The 22,960-nt window shown below is 54.0% G+C and carries 22 protein-coding genes; 17 read left to right on the top strand and 5 right to left on the bottom strand.

The window, feature by feature from the left end:
* The first annotated feature begins 52 nt into the window (after positions 1 to 52).
* Both GM154_RS18220 and sthA read left to right on the top strand, forming a co-directional pair.
* Positions 53 to 1,513: a glyceraldehyde-3-phosphate dehydrogenase gene (locus GM154_RS18220; RefSeq protein ID WP_181123845.1), complete on the top strand. Its 1,461-nt coding sequence runs from the start codon at positions 53 to 55 to the stop codon at positions 1,511 to 1,513.
* 206 nt (positions 1,514 to 1,719) lie between these two features.
* The gene (gene sthA, locus GM154_RS18225) at positions 1,720 to 3,114 is read left to right on the top strand and encodes a Si-specific NAD(P)(+) transhydrogenase (RefSeq protein WP_010797707.1); all 1,395 of its coding nucleotides are present in this window, start codon (positions 1,720 to 1,722) and stop codon (positions 3,112 to 3,114) included.
* On the opposite strand, the gene GM154_RS18230 is transcribed toward sthA, so the two are convergent.
* Genes GM154_RS18230 through GM154_RS18240 form a run of 3 tightly spaced genes read right to left on the bottom strand, consistent with a single transcriptional unit; the run spans position 3,111 to position 4,719 of the window.
* Entirely contained in the window at positions 3,111 to 3,854 is a 744-nt protein-coding gene (locus tag GM154_RS18230) for a glycerophosphodiester phosphodiesterase (RefSeq protein ID WP_219652990.1), read from the bottom strand. The two genes, sthA and GM154_RS18230, sit on opposite strands and share 4 nt — an antisense overlap.
* Positions 3,851 to 4,144 carry a phosphodiesterase gene (locus GM154_RS18235; RefSeq protein WP_219652991.1) on the bottom strand — a complete coding sequence of 98 codons (294 nt, stop codon included), beginning with the start codon at positions 4,142 to 4,144 and terminating at the stop codon, positions 3,851 to 3,853. Before GM154_RS18235 ends, GM154_RS18230 begins: the two co-directional genes overlap by 4 nt.
* On the bottom strand, positions 4,144 to 4,719 hold the full coding sequence (locus tag GM154_RS18240; RefSeq protein WP_219652992.1) for a PilZ domain-containing protein: 576 nt from the start codon (positions 4,717 to 4,719) through the stop codon (positions 4,144 to 4,146). The genes GM154_RS18235 and GM154_RS18240 overlap by 1 nt, the downstream gene beginning before the upstream one ends.
* 241 nt (positions 4,720 to 4,960) lie before the next feature.
* Between GM154_RS18240 and GM154_RS18245 the strand changes: the two genes are divergently transcribed.
* From GM154_RS18245 to murB, 12 genes are read left to right on the top strand one after another with little or no spacing between them, the layout of a single operon-like run.
* On the top strand, positions 4,961 to 6,217 hold the full coding sequence (locus GM154_RS18245) for a lipoprotein-releasing ABC transporter permease subunit (protein ID WP_037030120.1): 1,257 nt from the start codon (positions 4,961 to 4,963) through the stop codon (positions 6,215 to 6,217).
* Entirely contained in the window at positions 6,210 to 6,893 is a 684-nt protein-coding gene (gene lolD, locus GM154_RS18250; RefSeq protein WP_219652993.1) for a lipoprotein-releasing ABC transporter ATP-binding protein LolD, read from the top strand. The genes GM154_RS18245 and lolD (GM154_RS18250) overlap by 8 nt, the downstream gene beginning before the upstream one ends.
* 34 nt (positions 6,894 to 6,927) lie before the next feature.
* A complete protein-coding gene (locus GM154_RS18255; RefSeq protein ID WP_219652994.1) occupies positions 6,928 to 8,172 on the top strand; it encodes a lipoprotein-releasing ABC transporter permease subunit in 1,245 nt (414 codons plus the stop codon).
* Positions 8,165 to 8,848, top strand: a complete 684-nt coding sequence (gene lolD, locus GM154_RS18260; RefSeq protein ID WP_219652995.1) for a lipoprotein-releasing ABC transporter ATP-binding protein LolD — start codon at positions 8,165 to 8,167, stop codon at positions 8,846 to 8,848. Before GM154_RS18255 ends, lolD (GM154_RS18260) begins: the two co-directional genes overlap by 8 nt.
* A 56-nt stretch (positions 8,849 to 8,904) precedes the next feature.
* Positions 8,905 to 11,136 carry a DNA internalization-related competence protein ComEC/Rec2 gene (locus GM154_RS18265; protein ID WP_219652996.1) on the top strand — a complete coding sequence of 744 codons (2,232 nt, stop codon included), beginning with the start codon at positions 8,905 to 8,907 and terminating at the stop codon, positions 11,134 to 11,136.
* 49 nt (positions 11,137 to 11,185) lie between these two features.
* On the top strand, positions 11,186 to 11,824 hold the full coding sequence (locus tag GM154_RS18270) for a MotA/TolQ/ExbB proton channel family protein (RefSeq protein WP_019365918.1): 639 nt from the start codon (positions 11,186 to 11,188) through the stop codon (positions 11,822 to 11,824).
* Positions 11,821 to 12,261, top strand: coding sequence for a biopolymer transporter ExbD (locus GM154_RS18275; RefSeq protein ID WP_010797717.1), 441 nt, complete (start codon positions 11,821 to 11,823; stop codon positions 12,259 to 12,261). The genes GM154_RS18270 and GM154_RS18275 overlap by 4 nt, the downstream gene beginning before the upstream one ends.
* Complete coding sequence (lpxK, locus tag GM154_RS18280) at positions 12,258 to 13,256, top strand: tetraacyldisaccharide 4'-kinase (RefSeq protein WP_219652997.1); 999 nt, start codon at positions 12,258 to 12,260, stop codon at positions 13,254 to 13,256. Before GM154_RS18275 ends, lpxK begins: the two co-directional genes overlap by 4 nt.
* 25 nt (positions 13,257 to 13,281) lie before the next feature.
* The gene (locus tag GM154_RS18285) at positions 13,282 to 13,467 is read left to right on the top strand and encodes a Trm112 family protein (protein WP_010797719.1); all 186 of its coding nucleotides are present in this window, start codon (positions 13,282 to 13,284) and stop codon (positions 13,465 to 13,467) included.
* Positions 13,464 to 14,231 (top strand): 3-deoxy-manno-octulosonate cytidylyltransferase, encoded by a 768-nt coding sequence (kdsB, locus tag GM154_RS18290; RefSeq protein WP_010797720.1) that lies wholly within the window; start codon positions 13,464 to 13,466, stop codon positions 14,229 to 14,231. Before GM154_RS18285 ends, kdsB begins: the two co-directional genes overlap by 4 nt.
* Entirely contained in the window at positions 14,231 to 14,710 is a 480-nt protein-coding gene (locus GM154_RS18295; RefSeq protein WP_010797721.1) for a low molecular weight protein-tyrosine-phosphatase, read from the top strand. The genes kdsB and GM154_RS18295 overlap by 1 nt, the downstream gene beginning before the upstream one ends.
* Complete coding sequence (gene murB, locus GM154_RS18300) at positions 14,691 to 15,716, top strand: UDP-N-acetylmuramate dehydrogenase (RefSeq protein WP_219652998.1); 1,026 nt, start codon at positions 14,691 to 14,693, stop codon at positions 15,714 to 15,716. The genes GM154_RS18295 and murB overlap by 20 nt, the downstream gene beginning before the upstream one ends.
* A 56-nt stretch (positions 15,717 to 15,772) precedes the next feature.
* Here murB and rne read toward each other — a convergent pair whose 3' ends face one another.
* Positions 15,773 to 19,099: a ribonuclease E gene (rne, locus tag GM154_RS18305; RefSeq protein ID WP_219652999.1), complete on the bottom strand. Its 3,327-nt coding sequence runs from the start codon at positions 19,097 to 19,099 to the stop codon at positions 15,773 to 15,775.
* Between the two features lie 566 nt (positions 19,100 to 19,665).
* Here rne and rluC point away from each other — a divergent pair.
* From rluC to GM154_RS18320, 3 genes are read left to right on the top strand one after another with little or no spacing between them, the layout of a single operon-like run.
* A complete protein-coding gene (gene rluC, locus GM154_RS18310; RefSeq protein WP_010797724.1) occupies positions 19,666 to 20,619 on the top strand; it encodes a 23S rRNA pseudouridine(955/2504/2580) synthase RluC in 954 nt (317 codons plus the stop codon).
* On the top strand, positions 20,612 to 21,262 hold the full coding sequence (locus tag GM154_RS18315) for an HAD-IA family hydrolase (RefSeq protein WP_219653000.1): 651 nt from the start codon (positions 20,612 to 20,614) through the stop codon (positions 21,260 to 21,262). The genes rluC and GM154_RS18315 overlap by 8 nt, the downstream gene beginning before the upstream one ends.
* A 28-nt stretch (positions 21,263 to 21,290) precedes the next feature.
* Positions 21,291 to 22,268, top strand: coding sequence for a S49 family peptidase (locus GM154_RS18320; protein ID WP_219653001.1), 978 nt, complete (start codon positions 21,291 to 21,293; stop codon positions 22,266 to 22,268).
* 15 nt (positions 22,269 to 22,283) lie between these two features.
* Here the strand turns inward: GM154_RS18320 and GM154_RS18325 are convergent, their stop codons facing one another.
* A complete protein-coding gene (locus GM154_RS18325; RefSeq protein WP_219653002.1) occupies positions 22,284 to 22,862 on the bottom strand; it encodes a nucleoside triphosphate pyrophosphatase in 579 nt (192 codons plus the stop codon).
* Positions 22,863 to 22,960: the final 98 nt, after the last annotated feature.

The following is a 22,960-nucleotide window of genomic DNA, read 5'->3' on the forward strand; positions in this document are numbered from 1 at the left end:
CCGGTTCAGGCAGGTGCGGTCATAATGTAGTTCCTTTTGTTAGCCCCTACATATGGAAGGTATCACCGTGAGTCAGAACTCCGACCAGTGTCTTGGTGAATGGATCGATCGTGAGGCGATTGCGGAGGCAATGATTCCGCTGATCGGTCAGCTCTACCGTAATAATAATGTTGTGACCTCTATATATGGGCGTGGTTTGGTTAATCGTTCAGTGATCGCCATTCTCAAGGCGCATCGCTTTGCACGTCAGGTCGATGATGTCGCATTGTCTGTACACGATACCTATCCGCTGCTTAAGGCTATTAGTGAACTTGAGCTAGGTGCCGCTTCCATTGATTTGGCGCGTCTGAGCTTGAAATTCAAGCAGGCGGGGGCAGGGCGTGATCTAAAAGAGTTCCTACGCGAAGAACTGGCTGCCGTTGTAGGTAAGCAGGGCACCGAAAAGCGCCAGGGAACCGATGTGGTTCTGTATGGCTTTGGCCGTATCGGACGTTTGCTTGCACGTATCCTTATCGAGCACTCTGGAAGCGGCGATGGCCTGCGTCTACGTGCCATTGTGGTGCGTAAAGGCGCTGAAAACGATCTGGTCAAGCGCGCCAGCCTGTTGCGTCGCGACTCGGTACATGGCTCCTTCGAAGGCACCATCACCGTTGACGAGACCAACAACACAATTTGTGCAAATGGCACCCTGATTCAGGTGATTTATTCCAACGATCCGACCACAGTCGACTACACCCAGTACGGTATCAATAATGCGATCATTGTTGATAACACCGGTAAATGGCGTGATGCAGAAGGCCTGTCGCAACATCTGAAGTGCCCGGGTGCTGCGCGTGTTGTGCTGACGGCGCCTGGCAAGGGGTCGCTCAAGAATATCGTTCACGGTATCAACCACAACACTATCAGCCCGGAAGACAGCATTGTTACGGCGGCTTCCTGCACCACCAATGCTATCGTGCCCGTGCTGAAGGCCATCAATGACAAGTACGGCATCATCAGCGGTCATGTAGAAACGGTTCACTCCTTCACCAATGATCAAAACCTGATCGACAACTTCCACAAAGGTGATCGTCGCGGTCGTAGTGCACCGTTGAACATGGTGATTACCGAGACGGGCGCCGCCAAAGCGGTCGCCAAGGCGCTGCCAGAATTGGCTGGCAAGCTGACAGGTAATGCCATTCGCGTTCCAACGCCCAACGTGTCGATGGCTATCCTGAACCTGAACCTTGAAAAAGGCACCAATAAGGAAGAGATCAACGATTATCTGCGTTATATGGCGCTGCACTCTGATCTTCACAAGCAGATCGATTTCGTCAACTCGCCTGAAGTGGTATCCAGCGACTTCGTTGGCTCTCGTCATGCTGGCATAGTAGACGCAGGTGCTACCATTTGCAGCGATAACCGTGTCGTTCTCTATGTGTGGTATGACAACGAGTTCGGCTATAGCTGCCAGGTTGTTCGTGTGCTTGAGGAAATGGCTGGTGTAAACCCACCGGCTTATCCAGCGGTTTAAGCATTGTTCATATGAAGACGGGAGCTTAGGCTCCCGTTTTTATTTATCGCTTTAAATTGAAAAGATTTTCTAGTGTGACGAAAGGTCGCAACGAGAGGATAGGTGTAACCTATATAGAGATCATCGCTTAAATCGGGTTGCCGTAGAGCCGGTGATGATGTGCTCGACGCTCATGAGCGATCGGTTCGTTTTTTCGAGGAGTAATCATGGCTGTCTATAACTATGACGTAGTGGTGCTGGGATCGGGCCCGGCAGGCGAGGGGGCTGCAATCAATGCAGCCAAGCACGGACGCAAGGTGGCGGTCGTGGACAGTCGCCAGGTCATCGGTGGAAATTGCATTCACCTTGGCACCATTCCGTCAAAGGCTCTGCGTAACTCAGTCAAGCAGATCATCCATTTCAACAATAATCCGATGTTCCGCACGATTGGCGAGCCTCGCTGGTTTTCCTTTCCTGACGTGCTCAAGAGTGCTGAGCGCGTCATTGGAAAGCAGGTTAATTCACACACATCCTATTTTGCTCGTAACCGGGTCGATGTGTACTTCGGAACCGCAAGCTTTATCGACGAGCACACGATCAACGTCATAAATCCCAATGGCGGTACCGAACAACTGGTTGGCAAGCAGGTGGTTATTGCAACGGGCTCGCGTCCTTACCGCCCAGCTGATGTTGATTTCTCCCACCCGCGTGTTTATGACAGCGATACCATCCTGACCTTGAGCCATACACCACGGCGCCTGATCATTTATGGAGCAGGTGTCATTGGGTGTGAATACGCCTCCATCTTCAGTGGCCTGGGTGTGCTCGTCGATCTGATCGATACGCGCGATCAGCTGCTGAGCTTCCTGGATGATGAAATCTCCGATGCGCTTAGCTACCACTTGCGCACCAATAATGTGCTCATTCGTCACAATGAAGAGTATGAGCGTATTGAAGGCCTGGAGCATGGGGTCGTTCTTCACCTTAAGTCAGGCAAGAAGCTGCGAGCTGACGCGCTTCTGTGGTGTAACGGGCGCACCGGCAATACCGACCAGCTGGCGTTGGAGAATGTTGGTATCGAGGTGAACAGCCGCGGCCAAATTAACGTGGATGAGAATTACCGCACCAGTTGCCCTAATATCCTGGCGGCTGGAGATGTCATTGGTTGGCCTAGCCTTGCCAGTGCAGCGTTTGACCAAGGTCGTTCAGCTGCCGGTAATATTCTGGATGATGATTCCGCGCGCTATGTCGATGATATTCCTACTGGAATTTATACCATTCCCGAAATCAGTTCTTTGGGTAAAAACGAGCGCGATTTGACGCAGGCTAGAGTACCCTACGAAGTTGGCAAAGCGTTCTTCAAAAGCATGGCGCGAGCGCAGATTTCAGGCGAGCCGGTAGGCATGCTCAAAATCCTGTTCCATCGCGAGACTCTGGAAGTCCTTGGTGTTCACTGCTTTGGCGATCAGGCGTCCGAGATTCTTCACATCGGACAAGCCATCATGAACCAGAAAGGTCCTGGCAATAACATCAAGTACTTCATCAATACGACGTTTAATTATCCCACCATGGCTGAGGCGTACCGCGTAGCTGCCTTTGATGGGTTGAACCGGCTTTTCTAAGCCGGCTTAGCCTGTGGTTTGTGATCATCCAGCACGGTTCTGGCCAGTGCTGGATAATCCGTAATTAAACTGTCTGCACCGAAGTCGATTAGGCGTCGCATCAAGGAAGGCTCATTTACCGTCCATACCGATACATGCAGGCCTTGGCGCTGGGCCTTCAAGAGTCGCTCAGGGGTGCACAGCGTCCAATTGAGCGCAAGTAAATGGCAGCCGTAGTTAGCAGCCACTTTCAGCGGATCCAGCCAGGCATATTCTGCCACCAGCCCACGTTGAAGCCAGGGAGTGTCACGGTTAAGCGCCCTTAATACTTCCCGTGAGCTGGACGTTACCGTAATGCGATTGCTGAGATTGAAGCGTTTCGCCAGCTCATCAATGGCTTTGATGGTGCGTGCAGCCCGGACGCGTGAAGCGCTTTTGACTTCAAGCTGCCAATGCTCGAAATCCACTTGCTCGAAAAGATCCTCAAGGCGTGGAATAGGGCAGGGTCGAGGCCATGAGGGACCTGCCAAGCGTGCGTCATAGGTAACCAGCGTATCGGCAGGTAACTCGGCAACCTTACCTCGACGTCCCGTAGTACGCTTGAGGGTAGGGTCGTGAATGACCATCAATTCTCCATCACTGGACAGGTGGAGGTCCAGCTCGCAGCGGGTTACGCCCACCTGCAGGCACTGTTCAAAACTGGCTAGCGTGTTTTCCGGGGCCTCGCCTTTGGCTCCTCGATGGCCGTAGATGACTGTCATGGCGTTTCCCTGCGATTAAGTGGCTGATGGTCACGAACCGCATCGATGACACGGTCATTCTCAAAATAGACGCTGAAGTTGCGATAGTCCCAGCGAGTAATGGGCGGCTTACCTACGGCTGGATGTTCTTCGTCCGGCAAACCAAATCGATTCAGCACCTCGGTGCGAAGTTGCCCAGGTTGGGGCAGGGCCGTGTGGGTGTCACCTTGACGACTAATAGGGATCGAGAGCGTATCGGCGAAAACAGCTGTTGGGCCGAGCAACAGTAAAAAACTCAGCCAGTAGTTCACTATTGCTCACCCTTGGGCTGTGCTCTGAGCGTACGGCGCTCATGGGCCTGCTTCTTGAAGATATGCCGAGCAAGCAGCTGGCGTTGTGCATCGCTGATGTCTACGAAGCTGGTGCCTATCTCATAACTGTCTGGCGTAGCCGGCTGGCAGTGAATCACTTCAGCTTTCAATTCAAGGCCCAGTGCCTGAGGCATCAGTATCATGCGCAGGCTTAGCTGGCTACCCAGTGAAAACGCCTCTGAATGCTGAAAGCTGATGCCACCCTCGGACAGCACTACAGGTCTGGGTTCTCCGACTTCATGAATCAAATTCCAGGTCAGTGCCTGACCCAGTAAATCGATTCGCTTGTTGAGCAGCTTTATACAGACGGCAATTGGGCGGTCACGCTCATTGACGCTGCGCAAAAGGTGCTGTGATTCGAACTCCAGAAGATGCATTTCACTTAGCAGATCGAACAAAGGTGACACATTAGGCGTGGCGGATTGTTCTGTCCCGGCAAGTGGGGTGATTTCCAGTGCGATCGAGTCTGTGATGCGATAGTATTCGCGGCGTTCATCCGCGTCTGGTGCGGTCATGGTAAACCCACGGCGATGATCGAAGCGTTGAGTGTAATGCCTGCTGATGGGGGCTTGCCAGTCTGTAAGCTGGCGCTTCGTCAGGGCTGTGAAGCAACAGGGATTCGCTCCGCCTGAAGTGGCGAACGCTACATATATGAGTGTAGTCGAGCTTGGGACTATAACGGCCAGTTCTGTATTGTTTGCCGTTTCCCTTGTCCATAAGGACTCGCTTGCGTCCCATTCCTGCTTAAGCCTGGATATGTTTAGACCACTACCTATCTACATCGGCATGCGTTATGTGCGTGCCAAGCGAAGAAATCACTTCGTTTCATTTATTTCCCTGACCTCCATGGTTGGGCTGGCGCTGGGTGTGCTGGTCATGATCGTAGTGCTTTCGGTCATGAATGGATTCGACCGTGAAATGCGCGACCGCGTCTTGGGGATGATTCCCCATGCCACTGTAGAGTCCTACCAGCCGATTAATGATTGGCGGACTATTGCCGATCAGGCCAGAAAAAATCCTCAAGTGGCCGCGGTTGCGCCGTTTACCCAGCTGCAAGGCATGCTGACCCAGGACAAGGCCGTTCAGACCGTACTTCTCAACGCCATTGATCCGGATGAGGAGCCGAAGGTTTCGATCATCAGTGACTTCATGCGTGAAGGTAAGCTGACGGATCTCAAACCGGGCGGTTTCGGCGTTATTATCGGAACGCTGGCTGCGCAGAAACTGGGCGTTAAAGTGGGTGATAAGGTTACCTATATCGCCCCGGAAGTAGCCGTGACGCCTGCCGGTATGTTTCCCCGGATGAAGCGGCTTACCGTCGTAGGTATTTTTAGCGTCGGGGCCGGAGAGCTGGATGGTTCGGTGGGTCTGATCCATGTTGAGGATGCGGCGCGCCTGCAGCGGTGGCAGCCCAGTCAGGTCCAGGGCATCCGCCTAAAACTGCACGATCTGTTCAAGGCACCCCAGGTCTCATGGGATATTGTCCGGTCGCTGGCAAGTGACAACGAAGACTTCTATGCACGTGATTGGACTCGCACCCATGGCAACCTGTATCAAGCCATCGGTATGGAGAAGACCATGATTGGCCTTCTCCTTCTTCTGATCGTGGCGGTAGCTGCCTTCAATATCATCTCGACATTGGTCATGGTGGTAACTGACAAGACGTCCGACATTGCCATTTTACGGACGTTGGGTGCCACGCCTCGCCAGATCATGTTTGTGTTCATGGTTCAGGGTACTTTCATCGGCGTAATCGGAACCCTGCTTGGCTGCGCCTTGGGAGTTGTCGCTGCGCTTAATGTCAGCGGCTTCATTGCTTGGCTGGAACGTACGACAGGACATCAGTTCCTGAACGCTCAAGTGTATTTCATCAATTATTTGCCGTCCCAGTTGCAGCTCAATGATGTCTTGTGGGTGTGTGGTGCCTCGCTGCTGCTGAGTTTCCTTGCCACCCTGTACCCTTCCTGGAGTGCTGCTCGCACCCAGCCTGCCGAGGCGTTGCGTTATGAGTGATAAAGCCGTACTGCGTTGCCAGAACCTGGGCAAGCGCTACGAAGAGGGACCGCAAACGGTCGACGTCCTGACCGGCGTAGAGTTGGAGCTGCTTCCAGGAGAGCGTGTTTCGATCGTAGGCAGTTCCGGTTCAGGAAAAACTACGTTGCTGAACCTGTTGGGCGGACTGGACACCCCAAGTCAGGGCAGTGTATGGCTGGATGGGGAGGAGCTTTCGGCGCTCAATGAGAAGGCACGCGGCCTGTTGCGTAACCGTGCCATGGGCTTCGTTTATCAATTTCATCACTTGCTCCCTGAGTTCAGCGCACTGGAAAACGTCTGCATGCCATTGCTTATCGGTCGAACGTCGATAGCTGAAGCCCGCAGGAAAGCTTCTGCATTGCTGGAGCGGGTGGGGCTGGGACATCGACTAAGCCATAAGCCGGCTGAGTTATCCGGAGGCGAGCGCCAGCGGGTAGCCATCGCACGTGCATTGGTCAATGAACCCAAGCTGGTTTTACTGGACGAGCCTACAGGCAATTTGGATCAGCATACGGCCCATGGAATTCAGCAAATGATGCTTGAACTTTCAACGTCTTTGCGTACGTCCTTTCTTGTAGTAACCCACGACCAGGCGCTGGCCGCTCAGATGGATCGTACGCTGCGCCTGGAAGATGGCCGCCTGGTTCCGGCCTGACGGCCGTTCTCCTCCTGAAACAGTGTAAGGCGAAATGTTCAGACCTTTATCTCTTTTCATTGGATTGCGATATACACGGGCAAAGCGCCGTAAATCGTTTATCTCATTCTTCTCGCTGGTCTCCATGATCGGGCTGACGCTGGGCGTATTGGCCATGATTCTGGTGCTATCAGTCATGAACGGCTTTCAGCGGGAGATGCGTACCCGAATCCTGGGAATGGTGCCTCACGCAACCATTAATGCAGAGCAGCCATTCTCGGACTGGAAAAGCGTAGCGGACAAGGCGGTGCAGCAGCCTCATGTATTGGCTGCGGTTCCCTATACTCAGCTGCAGGGCATGCTATCCCAGCGCGGACGCATGCAGCCGCTGTTGGTGGATGGCATTGATCCTGAGCTGGAGCCCAAGGTCTCGATCATCGGTGATCGCATGGTTCAAGGGCAGCTGGATAACCTGAGGGCGGGTGAGTTTGGCATCGTTATTGGGGAGATCACGGCTCATCGCTTCCAGCTGGGTATGGGTGACAAGGTCACTGTTATTGTTCCTGAGGTAACCTCTGCGGCAGGCAACATCACGCCACGGATGCGCCGCTTTACTGTGGTAGGTATCTTCAAGGTCGGTGCAGAGCTTGATGGTTCCCTAGGGCTTATCAATGTAGCGGACGCCGCTCCATTGAAAGGATGGGAGCCAGGGCTCGTTCAGAGCGTTCGTCTGGCATTCGATGATCTGTTCAAGGCGCCACAGTATTCCCGTCAAGTAGCTAATGCCATGGGGCCGGGTTATCAGTCGCAGGACTGGACCAGTACTCAGGGAAGTCTGTTCCAAGCAATGAACATGGAAAAGACCATGATTGGTCTGCTGCTTCTACTGATCGTAGCGGTAGCGGCCTTTAACATCATCGCCACGCTGATCATGGTTGTTGCCGACAAGAAGGCAGATATTGCGATCTTGCGTACATTGGGCGCTACGCCTCGCCAGATCATGTTTGTTTTCATGGTGCAGGGGACGGTGATTGGAGTTATCGGCACGCTTGTTGGCGGTGTCCTGGGTGTTATTGCTGCGCTTAATGTAAGCCAGTGGATTTCAGCCCTTGAACGTATTGTCGGGCATAAGATATTTGGCTCTGACATGTACTTCATCAGTAACCTGCCGTCTGAGCTCCAGCTAGAAGATGTAGCGCTAATCTGTTGCGCCGCGTTGTGCATGAGTTTTTTGGCTACGCTTTACCCTGCCTGGCGTGCGTCGCGCACAGAGCCTGCCGAGGCCTTGCGATATGATTAACGAGGCCGTGCTGCGTTGCGTTGATCTGGGCAAACGCTATGTCGAAGGCCCTGAGATCGTCGAGGTTCTTTCAGGAGTCAATCTGGATCTTCAGCCAGGTGAGCGCATTTCCATTGTAGGCAGCTCTGGTTCAGGCAAAACCACATTACTGAACCTATTGGGTGGCCTGGATACACCGTCTCAGGGCGGTGTTTGGTTGGCAGGCGAAGAGCTTTCCCGGCTGGGTGAGAAAGCGCGCGGTCTATTGCGCAATCGTGCCATGGGCTTCGTCTATCAGTTTCATCACTTGCTCCCGGAATTCAGTGCATTGGAAAACGTCTGCATGCCGCTGCTTATTGGCGCTACGCCAATCTCGGAGGCGCGGGAGCGTGCCGCTCAACTGCTTAAGCGGGTGGGGCTGGGGCATCGGTTGAGTCACAAGCCTGCTGAATTATCGGGTGGTGAAAGGCAGCGGGTCGCGATAGCCAGGGCCCTTATCAATCAGCCCAAGGTTGTTTTGCTGGACGAGCCTACAGGCAATCTGGATCAGCATACTGCACACAGTATCCAAGAGTTGATGCTTGAGTTGAGTGACTCGCTGAGCACAGCCTTCCTCATAGTGACGCATGATTTGGCGCTCGCAGCGCAGATGGATCGGTGTTTGAAATTAGCTGACGGACAATTGGCTGACGTATAAGGTTGAACCCGGCAGGATGCCGGGTTGTTGTTCTTGGGCTTCGATGGAGCGGAGTCATGCGCACAGGGATCGTTGCGTTCATTGCAGGCCTATTGGTGCTGCGCTTTCTACCCGAATTGCCTGATCGAGAGGCTCTTGTTGCCTGCTTGATAGTGGCATTCGGTCTGATGTTCCTGCCCCGTGTCTACGTGGCAGGTGCCTTCTTGATAGGCTTTGGCTGGGCCTGTCTGTCGGCTCATTGGGCGCTGGATGAGCGACTGGATGATGGTCTGGACGGAAGAATAGTCTGGCTTGAGGGAACAGTTGTAGGGCTTCCTGAATTGCGCGAAGGTTCGACGCGTTTTCTTGTGGAAGATGCGCAGAGCCGTCGAGGGGCTTTACCAAGCCGTATCCGGGTCTCCTGGTCAAATGCGCCTGCCGTACGATCAGGTGAGCAATGGCGTCTCGCTGTAGAGTTGCAAAAGCCGGGCGGGCTCCACAATCTCCGGGGAATGGATGGCGAAGCCTGGATGCTGGCTCATCGAATCGGTGCAAGCGGTGTCGTTAAGGCAGGGCAACGACTTTCCCGTCAGGCCACCTTGGATGCCTGGCGAGACGCATTAAGGCAGCGGTTATTGCATCTTGACGCCTTTCAGCGAAACGGTGGGCTGGCTGCATTGGTTCTGGGCGACAGCTCAGGCGTTTCGACTCGGGATTGGCAGCTTTTACAGGCCACAGGCACTACGCATCTGATGGTTATTTCCGGTCAGCACATTACGCTGCTTTCGGGATTTGTATTTGCGCTGATCGCCGGATTGGCGCGTCTGGGCTACTGGCCTGTCCGGATACCGTGGTTTCCTGTTGCTTGCCTGTCTGCGCTTGTATCGGCGGTAGGATACGGATTTCTGGCAGGCTTTGACGTTCCTGTAAGACGAGCCTGCGTCATGATCGCGCTGATTACACTATGGCGATTACGGTTTCGTCACCTGGGGGCATGGGTACCGGTAGGTATTGCCTTGGCGGCTGTGCTGGTGGCTGAGCCGCTGGCAAGCCTTACGGCAGGCTTTTGGTTGTCTTTTATCGCTGTAGGTCTCTTGATATGGATCTTTGGCGGCCGTTTGGGTCAATGGAATCCTTGGCGCAGTTGGGGGCGGGCCCAATGGATGATGGCAGTCGGGCTAGCGCCGGTTTTACTGGCTCTGGATCTGCCTGTCAGTCTGTCGGGGCCGATCGCTAACCTTGTTGCCGTGCCTTGGGTAGACTTTTTAGTGGTGCCAGCCGCCTTGCTGGGTACCGTGTTTCTTCTGATCATTCCTCCCCTAGGCGAGTTGCTACTGTGGTGTTCAGGCGCGGCCCTTGATGATTTATTCGCATTTCTCGGGTACGTGTCGGCACTGGTTCCTGCGTGGCAGGGAGCATGGGTGCCTGCGTGGGCTGTCGCTTTAGGCATGCTAGGTGTGTTGCTATGGCTGGCCCCCGATGGGGTGCCGGTCAGGCCTTTGGCAGTATTTCTGCTGATTCCGTTGTTCTGGCCGCCAGTGACCCGACCAGCGTCAGGACTGGCAAAGGTAACCGTGCTCGACGTCGGACAGGGGTTGTCTGTATTCATACAGACCAAAGGCCACGCCATGCTATACGACGCCGGGCCGCTTAGCGGAAGCTATGATGCTGGCGAAAGGGTGGTAGTCCCCAACCTGAAAGCTACAGGCGTCAGTCATCTAGACATGATGTTGATCAGTCATGGGGACGCAGATCATGCAGGAGGCGCCGCTGCTGTTTTCAGTGCCTTGAAGGTGGACAAGGTGGTGAGCGGGGAAGTGAAGCGGCTTCCTCCTGGCTTGCATCCGACACCCTGCGAAGATAATCAGCGCTGGGTGTGGGAGGGAGTCTTATTTACTGTCTGGCAGCCTAGCCCCTTGATGAAGGGAAACGCTGCATCGTGCGTGCTGATGGTAGAAGCAGCAGGCGAGCGCCTTTTGCTAACCGGTGATATAGACGAAAAGGCCGAGCGTCGCCTCGTTGAATCTGGGCGGGATATACGGGCTCAATGGTTATTGGCACCTCATCATGGCAGTCGAACGGCTTCGAGCGAGCGTTTCGTCAGTCTGGTAAAACCTGAATATGCCTTGATCTCGAGGGGAATTCACAACAACTTTGGCCATCCACATGCACAAGTGATCAGTCGTTATGAACGTCATGGCGTCCGGATTTACGATACAGCCTTGAACGGTGCAATATCATTTACCCTCGGTAAGCATGATTTGCCGCAAGGCGCTCGTCAGAAGCGTTATTTTTGGCAAGAAAAATAATTGGCGCTTCATGATAGAGTTGCGCACTTTTAAGGAAAGGGTTCAGGGCGTGTTCGAACTGGTCAAAGCAGGCGGCTGGATGATGCTGCCAATTATTCTAAGTTCTATTGTAGGCATGGCTATCGTAGCCGAGCGGTTATGGACACTGCGCCGTGCACGTGTCGTTCCGCCGCAACTGTTGGCTCAGGTATGGAAGTGGCTGCAAGATAATTCGCTCACAAGCGAGAAGCTTAAGGAGTTGCGCGCCAATTCGCCTTTGGGTGAGGTAATGGCTGCAGGGCTTGCCAATTCCCGTCATGGCCGTGAAGTCATGAAAGAGGCCATTGAAGAGGCTGGTAGCCGCATCGTGCATGATCTGGAGCGCTATCTGAATACCCTAGGTACGATTGCTGCCATGGCACCCTTGATGGGACTGCTAGGCACAGTGTTTGGCATGATCGAGATCTTCAGTTCTTTCATGGAAAGCGGTCTGGCCAACGCTCCGGTTCTGGCTGGCGGTATTTCCAAGGCCTTGCTGACCACGGCGGCTGGTCTGATCGTGGCTATTCCTGCCGTATTCTTCCATCGCTTCCTGCTGCGTCGTGTCGATGAACTGATTGTCTCTATGGAACAAGAGTCCATCAAGCTGGTTGAAGTCGTTCAGGGTGATCGTGAAGTAGACTTCGTCACGGAAGGTACCAAAGCGTGAAGTTTCGGCGTAGATCCGGCGGGGCAGCTAGAGACGAGGCCTACGTCAACCTGACATCACTGATCGATGTTGTATTCGTGTTGCTGCTGTTCTTTGTCGTAACCACCACTTTCAACAAGCCGAGCCAGTTGAAACTGGAGCTGCCTGAGGCGCAAAGTGCAGAACCTGCCGAAGCAGCTGCCAAGGACTTGGAAATCAGCATTTCAGCAGACGGCGTCTTTTCTCTGAACGATCAAACGTTGGCTAAAGGTGATCTGACTTCGCTCATGACTGCATTGCAGCGTGAGTCGGGTGGGGATAACAGCGTGCCACTGATCATCTCTGCTGATGGCCGCACGCCTCACCAATCAGTGGTGACGGCAATGGATGCCGCTGGAAAGCTGGGCTTTTCACGAATCCGCATCACAACGGTTGAGGCTCAGGCAGACAAACAGTGAGTATTTCCTCACGGCTTCTCAGGGCTTGGTATCGTGGTCATCCGGCCCTGAATGTACTGAAACCCTTGGAGGCCCTGTATTGTCACGTTGCTCGACGAAAGCGTAGGCGCTTTCTGGAGAGCGACAAGGGTGTTTTCGTTTCACCTGTTCCTGTGCTGGTCGTGGGAAACCTCACAATAGGTGGAACGGGCAAAACTCCGATGATCCTTTGGCTCATCGAGCACTGCCGCGGTCGTGGATTGCGAGTCGGTGTGGTGAGCCGGGGCTATGGTGCAAAACCTCCACATTTTCCCTGGCGGGTAATGCCGGAGCAGCTGCCTGCGGTAACGGGTGATGAGCCTTTGCTTGTTGTTCAACGGACCCGGGTTCCGCTTGTCATCGCTCCGAATCGTCCTGCTGCGGTTCAGGAGTTGCTGCGAACCGAGTCGCTGGATCTCATCCTCAGTGATGACGGTCTACAACACTATGCGCTTGCACGTGACCTTGAGCTTGTCATGGTTGACGCGGCAAGGGGCTTTGGCAACAAGCGCTGTCTTCCGGCGGGGCCACTTAGAGAGCCTATTGAGCGACTGCTAAGCGTTGACGCCATTCTTTATAATGGTGGCACCGGCGATACGGAAGATGGCTACTCGGTTCAATTGAAACCAACGGCCTTGATCAATCTAGTATCAGGTGAGCGCCGGCCTCTCAATTATTTTTCTCCTGGCCAGGAGGTTCACGCACTGGCTGGGATTGGTAATCCTGATCGCTTCTTCAAGACGCTCGAAGCATTGCAGTGGCGACCCATTGCCCACCCATTCGCCGACCATGCAGTTTATACCTCTGAGCGACTACGCTTTCAGCCGGCTTTACCATTGATAATGACTGAGAAAGATGCCGTCAAATGCAGAGCCTTTGCCGCTCCTGATTGGTGGTATCTTGCGGTTGATGCTCAGCCTTCAGCAGCTTTTGTTTCGTGGCTGGACAGACGGCTAGACCTGTTACAGGCTCAATAACTTATTTACCCAACAAGGATTCCTTATGGATCTCAAGCTTCTCGACATCCTGGCTTGTCCTATTACCAAAAGTCCGCTCAAGCTAAGCGAAGACAAGACTGAGTTGATTAGCAAGGCCGCAGGGCTTGCGTATCCTATCCGGGATGGCATCCCGGTCATGCTGGAAAGCGAAGCCCGTGTCCTCAGCGTTGATGAGCGTCTGGATAAATGACTGTCTCCTATACCGTAGTCATTCCTGCGCGTTTTGCTTCGAGCCGTTTGCCCGGCAAGCCGTTGCAGGATATTGCAGGCAAGCCCATGATTCAGCATGTATGGGAACAGGCCAGTAAGAGCGCAGCCGGTCAGGTGGTTGTGGCTACAGATCATTCCGACATCATGGCAGCCTGCGAGCGTTTCGGTGCACATGCGCTGCTGACGCGTACTGATCACGCTTCAGGTACGGACAGGCTGGCAGAGGTAGCCGAACTTATTGGCCTCCCGGACGATGCCATTATCGTGAATGTTCAGGGGGATGAGCCGCTTGTTCCGCCTGCCATTATCGATCAGGTTGCTCAGAATCTTGCCGCTCATTCCGAGGCGGGCATAGCCACATTGGCTGAGCCCATTCATGATATCGCCGCGTTATTCAACCCGAATGTTGTTAAGGTTGTCAGCGACAAGAATGGTCTGGCCTTGTCATTTAGTCGAGCGCCTATGCCTTGGGCGCGTGATGCGTTTGTCACAAGCCGCGATATCTTGCCCTCAAGCGTGCCGTACCGACGTCATATCGGTATCTATGCCTATCGAGTAGCATTTCTGAAGGACTTTGTGCGCTGGGGTGCATGCTGGCTTGAAAATGCTGAAGCCTTGGAGCAGCTACGTGCACTTTGGCATGGCGTGCGTATCCATGTAGCAGATGCCATTGAGTCACCAGAGGCCGGAGTAGATACAGCTGAAGATCTGGAGCGGGTTCGCCGAGTCTTGGGAGGCGAATAATGCGTGTTCTGTTTGTCTGCATGGGCAACATTTGCCGCTCCCCTACGGCCGAGGCCATCTTTCGCGACAAGCTTGTCAAGGCTGGCCTATTTGACCGTATTGTTGTCGACTCGGCGGGAACAGGCGACTGGCATGTCGGTAAAGCCCCCGATCCTCGCTCGATCCAGGAAGGTGCTAAGCGAGGATATGATCTTTCAGGTCTGCGGGCTCGACAGATTACGGCTGAAGATTTTCGCTCATTTGACCTTATCTTGGCGATGGACCATGAGAACATGGCCTTTTTGTCCAGGCTTCGTCCTTCCAACGCTTCAGCTGAAGTGGATCTTTTGCTTCGCCGTTATGGTCTTGAGCAGGATGAAGTGCCGGATCCCTATTTTGGCGGAGTTGCTGGCTTCAAGCATGTTATTGACTTGCTTGAAAAGGCATGTGAAGCGCTTGTGCATGAGGTAAGGGGGCCACTTGAGCCTTACTGTACGTGAGTGGGTTTGTCTTAAACCTTTTAATACATTTGGTTTCGATGTGCGGGCACGCTTCTATGCAGAGGCTTACACGGATAATGATGTTCGTGAGGCTATGGCGTTTGCCGACAAGCAGGATGTGCCGCTCTATATCTTGGGCGGAGGCAGCAATCTGGTGCTTACGGAAGATGTTCAGGCTCTGGTGCTGCACATGCGTAGTCAGGGGATCCGACTTCTTGAGGAGGGCTCCTCAGGCCGTGTGATCGTTGAGGCTGAAGCAGGCGAGTCATGGCATGGGCTAGTCGAGACTTCATTGAGTATGGGGCTGAGCGGGCTGGAGAACCTGAGCCTCATACCGGGTACTGTGGGCGCCTCTCCCATGCAGAATATCGGTGCCTATGGTGTTGAGCTAAAGGATGTGTTTCATGGCTTAACGGCATTGGATCGCAAAACTGGCCAGACTTGCGAGTTTACCCTTGAAGAGTGCTGTTTTGGGTATCGAGAAAGCCGATTCAAGCAGGAGCCTGGCCGTTGGGTCATATTGCGGGTTCGTTTCAATCTAAATCGACACGGTACTTTGCGTCTGGATTACGGTCCTGTTCGCCAGCGCTTGGTGGAACAGGGCGTTGATGATCCGTCTCCCCAGGCAGTAAGCAAGGCCATTATTAGTATTCGACGGGAAAAACTGCCTGACCCTGCCATGTTGGGCAATGCGGGCAGTTTCTTCAAAAATCCTGTGGTTTCAAATCAATTGGCTACAAGACTTAAGGAGTGCTATAGCGATCTGGTCGTTTACCCAGTCACGGATGATCAGGTAAAGCTTGCAGCGGGTTGGTTAATTGATAAGGCTGGCTGGAAGGGCTTTCGGGAAGGGGACGCAGGCGTTCATGCGCAGCAGGCGCTTGTCCTGGTTAATTACGGTACAGCGTCGGGTAAGGATATTCTTGATCTTGCTCAGCAAATTCGCACTGATATCGAGAGTCGGTTTTCTGTCCTGTTGGAGATGGAGCCCGGAGCGCTGAATTAGCGGTAACGGCATAATAAAAAGGGATGCATATGCATCCCTTTTTATTTGTTGAGGTATCAGGGCTGCGGTTTAGGCGCCTGCTTTTCCTCTTCGCTTTCAGATGGCTTTTGCTCTTCCACAGCATCCTGCTGAGGTTGTTGCTGCTCTACTGTTGGCTTTGGCAGGGCAAGCTCTGCAGGAATTTCGGCAGACTCAACCCTTTGTGCTGGCAGTTGATTCAAGCTTTCCGAGCTTGGCATAACAATCTCGGCCGTCATGGCAGGCTGGCTTTCTTTCGAGGGCTCATCCAGTGGTTTTTCCACATGTACATTCTCCAAGCGCTCTTGTGCCTGAGTAATGCCAGAGGGGAGGGCGGCTTCAACAACGGGTTCTGAGTCGGCAGCCAGGACCGGAGAGGCGTGCTCTACAGGCGCTGGGGTTTCAGTTGGCAAGGAAGCTGCCGGAGGAGTAGTCAGGCTGACAGATGTTGCGGCCTGTGCTGCTGCAGCTTCCTCCTGTTCACGCGCCAAGCGCTCGGCCTCACGCTGACGGCGGCGACGCTCACGGGGATCGTTAGGCGCACGTCCAACGGCCGGTGGGGTTAACTTAGGCTGTGCTCCAATGTCAGGCGTGTCTTCGCTTGCCTGAACGAGGGGCTGAGCCTCGGAAGAGACCTCCACGGGGGATGCGGCTTTCTCTTTCTGCACAGGCGCCGTTTCATTGACTGCCTGGGTAGGCTCCTCGGCTTGAGGAGCTTCAACCCCTACTACCGCTACCGTCTGATGAGTTTTCAAAGTAGTCTCGTGCGAGACTACCGCAACGACAGGCTGCTCTTCAGTGTGGTTAGGTGCAGAAACATCCTGGGCAACGATTGCTTCTGCTTCCGCCTGGGTCTGATTTTCCTGTTTGGGCCCGTTTCTTTCCGTTACGGTTGTGGCTTCAGCTGCTTGGGCATTGACCACTTCGGCAACCACAGCGGCGTTGGCAAGAGATTCAGTGTTGGATTCTCCCGTCAAGGCAACAGATTCGTTGTCGTTTGACTCGCCATGAGTGTCACGCTGACGTTCACGGCGATTGCTGCGACGACGCTGGCCGCGGGAGCGACGGCGTGGACGCTCATCGCTGTCTTGATCATCATTCTGATCGTTCAGCTCTTCGTCGTTCAGTTGCTCGGCGTCAACTGTTGCATCCTGACGTGTTTCGGCCTCTTCTCTGGTCTGACGGCGTTCGGCGCGGGAAGGACGTTCGCTGCGGCTGGGTTGTTCCTCGCGGGCAGGGCGCTCGTCCTTGTTTGCACGCTCTTCACGGGCAGGACGCTCTTCGCGTGGTTGGCGTTCCTCACGGGCGGGACGCTCTTCGCGTGGCTGACGTTCCTCGCGGGCAGGGCGTTCTTCACGGCTCTGACGCTCTGCTCGTGGCTGACGCTCTTCACGTGGTTGGCGCTCTTCACGGGTGGGACGTTCTTCTCGAGCGGCCTGGCGCTCTTCGCGTGGAGGGCGCTCGGTACGCGGTTGGCGCTCTTCACGGGTCGGACGCTCTTCGCGATTGTCACGGGCCTGCGACTGACGTTCTTCGCGAGGCTTGCGTTCTTCATCGCGACGGTTGTCACGGCGACGATTCTGCTGACGACCATTGCGACGCTCATCAGTACGACGTGCTTCGCCATTGGGCTGGGTAGTTTCGGCTACAGCAGCAGGCTCTTCCGTCTTGCCAGCAAACAGACTAACCAGGGAGCGCACCAAGCCCTTAAAAAGGCTTGGCTCCGGCTGATGAGCAGGTTTGCTGGGTGCTTCGACCTGAGGTGCCGGAGTGCGCTCGGGTGCGACCTTGACTGCAGCTTCTTGGCGAACAAGGGTTCGTGTAGCGCTTGCGGGCTGGATCTCTTCGGCCTCGCTGTGAGTCATTTCATAGCTGGACTGGCCGTTCAGAAGATCCGGGTTGTCATCACGCAGGCGTATTACTTCAAAATGCGGGGTTTCGATGTGATCATCCGGCAGAATGATGATGCGAACCCGTGTGCGTAGTTCAATCTTGGTGATGCTGTTGCGCTTTTCATTCAATAGGAACGAGGCGACCTGTAAGGGTACGCGTGCTCGAACCTCTGCTGTCCGATCCTTGAGTGCTTCCTCTTCAATCAGACGCAGAATGGCAAGCGACAAGGACTCGACGTCTCGGATAATGCCCTGACCATTACAACGTGGGCAGACGATGCCGCTCGTCTCGCGTAAAGAGGGGCGTAGCCGCTGGCGGGACATCTCTAGAAGGCCAAATCGAGAAATGCGACCGATCTGTACTCGAGCACGATCAGCCTCAAGCGCTTCCCGCATGCGATCTTCAACGGCGCGCTGGTTTTTTACCGGTGTCATGTCGATGAAATCAATAACGATCAAGCCGCCGATATCCCGTAAACGCAACTGGCGAGCGATTTCCTCGGCCGCTTCTAGGTTCGTTTGCAGGGCTGTCTCTTCAATATCGCCACCTTTGGTAGCGCGTGCAGAGTTGATATCGATCGAAACAAGCGCTTCAGTAGGGTCGATAACAATCGAGCCGCCAGAGGGCAGCTTTACTTCACGTTGAAAGGCAGTTTCGATCTGACTTTCGATCTGGAATCGATTGAATAGCGGTACGCTGTCCTGATAGAGCTTGATCTTGCTCTGGTACTGAGGCATGACCTGACGAATGAAGCTTAGTGCTTCTTCCTGAGCCTCTACGCTATCAATAAGCACTTCGCCGATATCCTGGCGAAGATAATCACGAATGGCTCGAATGATGACGTTGCTTTCCTGATAGATCAGGAAAGGCGCACTACGCTCGACAGAGGCTTCCTTGATAGCGGACCAGAGCTGCAGTAGGTAGTCCAGATCCCACTGCAGCTCTTCGGTGCTGCGGCCAAGGCCCGCTGTGCGGACAATCAGTCCCATGTCGGCTGGGGCATCCAGTCCATTCAGGGCTTCGCGCAGCTCGTTGCGCTCTTCACCCTCGATGCGGCGGGAAATGCCACCTGCACGTGGGTTGTTTGGCATCAGAACCAGATAGCGACCAGCCAGGCTGATAAAGGTAGTTAACGCAGCGCCCTTGTTGCCACGCTCTTCCTTTTCAACCTGAACAATGACTTCCTGCCCTTCGGACAGAACTTCCTTGATGTTGATGCGACCTTCTGGCGCTTTCTTGAAGTATTCGCGAGAGATTTCTTTGAGAGGGAGAAAGCCGTGACGCTCTGAACCGAAGTCGACAAATGCGGCCTCGAGGCTGGGCTCGATACGAGTGATGCGGCCTTTATAGATATTGGCCTTTTTCTGTTCACGAGCCCCTGACTCGATATCCAGATCAAATAGTTTTTGGCCATCTACTAACGCAACACGTAGCTCTTCAGGCTGCGTGGCATTGATGAGCATTCTTTTCATGTAATACCGTCGGTTTCCGGGCTACCGGAAACGGCGTGCGGCACACACGACTCGCCGAGGGTCGGTGCTTGGGGTCGTATCAAAGGCGGAGCCATCCGCCTTCGTGTCCAGCAGTACTCGGTTGTATGCCGAGCCGCGACTACGTCTCCTGCTTGCTGTCGTAACAGCAGCAACGTCAAACAGTCAGGAGGAGGAATAAGCTGTCAAAAGCGGACGAATAAGCGTCTAAGCCAGGCATTACCGGCTACACAGTTCAACAGCGGTACATCTCCACCCTTCACGTATCCTTCAGGAATCCTGGTGCCGCTCGCAGAATCCGGAGCGGTTGTTTTTTGTACTCACCTTCAACAGTGGGCACGGTGTTTTTATAAGGCTTTTGTTTTAAGTGGCACGTGTACTGCTTATAGCCATACGAACCACTCGAAGGACGGCCTGACGTCCACTGAACATGTTTATGACAGGGAGCTTATTTACAAGCGCTGTGTCATGCCAGGGTTATTGGCTTCCGGGACTATAACAGCAACCATTAAGTGCTTCAATTAAGTGGAAATTGCTATTATGTAGCAATGACTAATCCTACTTCTTCCAACAATGGCGTACAGCTCTTCGAAGTTTCTTCAGAGCTGGCTGGCCAGCGTATCGATAACTATCTGCGTACTTTGCTCAAAGGTGCGCCGAAAACCTTCATTTATAGAATACTTCGCAAGGGTGAAGTACGTGTTAATAAGGGGCGTATAAAGCCGGATTATCGGCTGCAAGCCGGCGATATCATTCGTGTCCCTCCTATGCGTTTGCCTGAAAAAGATGAACCTGCACCTGTCTCCCAGGCGCTTGCCGAGTTGATGGAGGCTGCGATTGTCTATGAAGACAAGACACTGATCGTTATTAATAAGCCTGCAGGTATTGCCGTTCACGGAGGGAGTGGTGTCAGCCTAGGCGTTATAGAGGTCTTTCGTCAGATTCGTCCAGATGCCAAAGACCTTGAGCTGGTTCATCGCCTGGATCGGGATACCTCGGGTCTGCTCATGATTGCCAAGAGGCGCAGCATGCTGCGTCATTTGCATGAGGCCTTGCGTGGAGATGGAGTCGACAAACGCTACCATGCGCTGGTTCGTGGTCACTGGCCTGCAGCAAAAAAACAGATTCGAGCGCCTTTGATGAAAAATAACTTGCGTTCCGGTGAGCGGATGGTTGAAGTCAATGTAGAGGGTAAGGACGCTCTCACGGAATTTCGAGTGCTCAGACGCTACGGTGATTTCGCTACTCTAGTAGAGGCAAAGCCGGTCACAGGACGTACTCACCAGATTCGTGTTCATGCCAAGCACGCAGGTCATTCCATTGCAGGGGATCCTAAGTACGGTGATGAGGCGTTTTCCAGGGAGATTCGGGATTTGGGCGGGAAGCGGCTGTTTCTTCATGCTGCCAGTCTTAATGTACCGCTCCCCGATGGGGAAACATTGCAACTGACTGCTCCTGTTGATGAGACCTGGGCGGCTACATTGAGTCGATTGGATGCCTAGTTACGACTTGCTGGTATTTGACTGGGACGGGACGCTCTCTGACTCGGTTGGTCGCATCGTGGACGTTATGCAGGCAGCTGCCGCCGACCTTCGGCTCCCCGTTCGAAGCGATCGATCGATTAAGTCCATTATCGGGCTGGGCTTGCCAGAGGCCATCCAGACGCTTTACCCGGAGATGACGCCAGGAGCTGTGGAGCGTTTTCGTCAGTGTTATAGCGATCATTTCGTTATGCGTGAGCAAGAGCCTTCTCCGTTTTTCGAGGGTGTGGCTGAAGGCTTGGCAGCGTTTCGGCGCAAAGGCTATCGTTTGGCTGTTGCTACCGGTAAAAGCCGAAGAGGGCTGGATAGGGTGCTTGCAGCCAAGGGGCTGGCTGACTTCTTTGACGTAACGCGTTGCGCTGATGAAACGGCCAGCAAGCCGGATCCGTTAATGCTTAACGAGATCTTGGCGCATTGTCAGGTGCATCCGTCAAAGGCGCTGATGATCGGGGATGCACCATTCGACCTTGAAATGGCTCGCAGAGCGCAAATGGCCTCGGTTGCAGTCAGTTACGGTGCTCAGCCAGTTGAGGTGCTGCGTAATTACGAGCCAACGCTTGTGGTTGATCGTTTTGAGGAGTTGCGTGTCTGGTTGGATGCGTAACGATTAATTGAACCAAGCAGGACTACCAATGGCAGATGATTGGAAAGCGTCGGATCGCCCGGCGGATGAAAAAAGCTGGAAGCTCATCGAAAAGGCGATGCTGGCCAGCGTGCATGAGCAAAGAAGGGCACGTCGTTGGGGAATCTTTTTTAAATTCCTAACGTTTACTTATCTTTTTATCATGCTGGCGCTCTTTGTTCCTTTTTCCGGGCTCAAGGGAGAAGCCTCGCGTGAGGGCTCCCATACGGCGCTTATTGAGGTGAAGGGAACCATTGCGGCTGATGAGAAGGCGAGTGCCGACAATATTGTTGGAGCACTGCGCGATGCCTTTAAAGACGAAGGTACCAAAGCCGTTATCCTTCGTATCAATAGCCCAGGAGGCAGTCCTGTGCAGTCAGGTTATGTCTATGACGAGATCAAGCGTCTGCGTGGATTGCATCCTGACATCAAGCTTTATGCCGTGATTTCTGATCTGGGAGCTTCGGGCGCCTATTACATCGCCAGTGCTGCCGATGCCATCTATGCTGACAAGGCCAGTCTTGTGGGCTCAATCGGCGTAACGGCAGCATCCTTTGGCTTTGTCGGAACCATGGATAAGCTAGGCGTTGAGCGTCGCGTTTACACATCCGGTGAGCACAAGGCCTTTTTGGACCCCTTCCAGCCTGCTAAAGAAGAGGAGACCCGCTTCTGGCAACAGGTGCTCGATACTACACATCGGCAGTTTATCGATAGCGTGAAAAAGGGGCGTGGTGATCGCTTGAAGGTCGAGGGTCATCCTGAGTTGTTTTCCGGGCTCGTATGGTCTGGAGAGCAAGCGCTTGGGCTGGGGCTAATCGATGGCCTGGGCAGTGCCAGCTTTGTGGCTCGGGAGGTGGTTGGTGAAGAAAAGATTGTGGATTACACCGTTCAGGAAAGCCCATTCGACCGCTTTGCCAAGCGCCTGGGGACCAGTGTGGCGGAGCGCCTGGCATTGCTGGTGGGGTGGCAGGGACCTGTGTTGCGATAAGTTGAGAGGCTGATGCTAGGGTACTACCACGCCCTCATTGAGTAGGAGATCGGTCAGCCGAATAAGCGGCAGGCCGATCAAGCTGGTCACGTCCTCTCCTTCGGTAGAGCGAAAAAGGGTAATTCCCAGTCCCTCGACTTTAAAGCTTCCAGCGCAGTCATAGGGTTGTTCAATATTGAGGTAACGCTCGATTTGATCGCTTTCCAGCGTACGGAAATGAACGGTAAACGGTACGCAATTCAGCTGGCAGGTTCCGGTTTGAGTATTGAGCAGCGCGAGCCCGGTCATGAACGTCACGCTTTTTCCGCTGGCATTCGACAGTTGCTTATGGGCGCGCTCGTATGTCAGAGACTTGCCAAGTATCTGGCCGTCAAGCGAGGCGGTTTGATCGGAGCCAATAATAAGATGGTTGGGGTAATTAGGCGCCAGCGCGCGGGCCTTGGCTTCAGCCAGTCGCATAGCCAAGTGACGAGCGCTTTCGCCTGGATGAGAGCTTTCGTCTATATTAGGTGAAGCGTATGTAAAGTTTAGTTTCAGGCGAGCCAGCAGTTCGCGTCTATAGGGTGAGCTTGAAGCGAGCAGTAACGGAAGCATTATAATGAGTCTCTGTGAACGCAGAATCGTCGGTCTAACCGACCAAAAGTCAGCAAAGGATACTATCCTTTGCCTAATTTCCTTTGACAGGCCTGAGG

It is taken from the genome of Pseudomonas sp. MAG002Y (assembly GCF_019400845.1).
Taxonomy (GTDB): domain Bacteria; phylum Pseudomonadota; class Gammaproteobacteria; order Pseudomonadales; family Pseudomonadaceae; genus Chryseomonas; species Chryseomonas luteola.

Excerpts from the sequence above, each read along its gene's own strand:
- GM154_RS18220 (WP_181123845.1), top strand. The coding sequence starts at position 53 with ATGGAAGGTATCACCGTGAGTCAGAACTCCGACCAGTGTCTTGGTGAA.
- sthA (WP_010797707.1), top strand. The coding sequence starts at position 1,720 with ATGGCTGTCTATAACTATGACGTAGTGGTGCTGGGATCGGGCCCGGCA.
- GM154_RS18230 (WP_219652990.1), bottom strand. The coding sequence starts at position 3,854 with ATGACAGTCATCTACGGCCATCGAGGAGCCAAAGGCGAGGCCCCGGAA.
- GM154_RS18240 (WP_219652992.1), bottom strand. The coding sequence starts at position 4,719 with ATGACCGCACCAGACGCGGATGAACGCCGCGAATACTATCGCATCACA.
- GM154_RS18245 (WP_037030120.1), top strand. The coding sequence starts at position 4,961 with ATGTTTAGACCACTACCTATCTACATCGGCATGCGTTATGTGCGTGCC.
- lolD (WP_219652993.1), top strand. The coding sequence starts at position 6,210 with ATGAGTGATAAAGCCGTACTGCGTTGCCAGAACCTGGGCAAGCGCTAC.
- GM154_RS18255 (WP_219652994.1), top strand. The coding sequence starts at position 6,928 with ATGTTCAGACCTTTATCTCTTTTCATTGGATTGCGATATACACGGGCA.
- lolD (WP_219652995.1), top strand. The coding sequence starts at position 8,165 with ATGATTAACGAGGCCGTGCTGCGTTGCGTTGATCTGGGCAAACGCTAT.
- GM154_RS18265 (WP_219652996.1), top strand. The coding sequence starts at position 8,905 with ATGCGCACAGGGATCGTTGCGTTCATTGCAGGCCTATTGGTGCTGCGC.
- GM154_RS18285 (WP_010797719.1), top strand. The coding sequence starts at position 13,282 with ATGGATCTCAAGCTTCTCGACATCCTGGCTTGTCCTATTACCAAAAGT.
- kdsB (WP_010797720.1), top strand. The coding sequence starts at position 13,464 with ATGACTGTCTCCTATACCGTAGTCATTCCTGCGCGTTTTGCTTCGAGC.
- GM154_RS18295 (WP_010797721.1), top strand. The coding sequence starts at position 14,231 with ATGCGTGTTCTGTTTGTCTGCATGGGCAACATTTGCCGCTCCCCTACG.
- rne (WP_219652999.1), bottom strand. The coding sequence starts at position 19,099 with ATGAAAAGAATGCTCATCAATGCCACGCAGCCTGAAGAGCTACGTGTT.
- rluC (WP_010797724.1), top strand. The coding sequence starts at position 19,666 with ATGACTAATCCTACTTCTTCCAACAATGGCGTACAGCTCTTCGAAGTT.
- GM154_RS18315 (WP_219653000.1), top strand. The coding sequence starts at position 20,612 with ATGCCTAGTTACGACTTGCTGGTATTTGACTGGGACGGGACGCTCTCT.
- GM154_RS18320 (WP_219653001.1), top strand. The coding sequence starts at position 21,291 with ATGGCAGATGATTGGAAAGCGTCGGATCGCCCGGCGGATGAAAAAAGC.
- GM154_RS18325 (WP_219653002.1), bottom strand. The coding sequence starts at position 22,862 with ATGCTTCCGTTACTGCTCGCTTCAAGCTCACCCTATAGACGCGAACTG.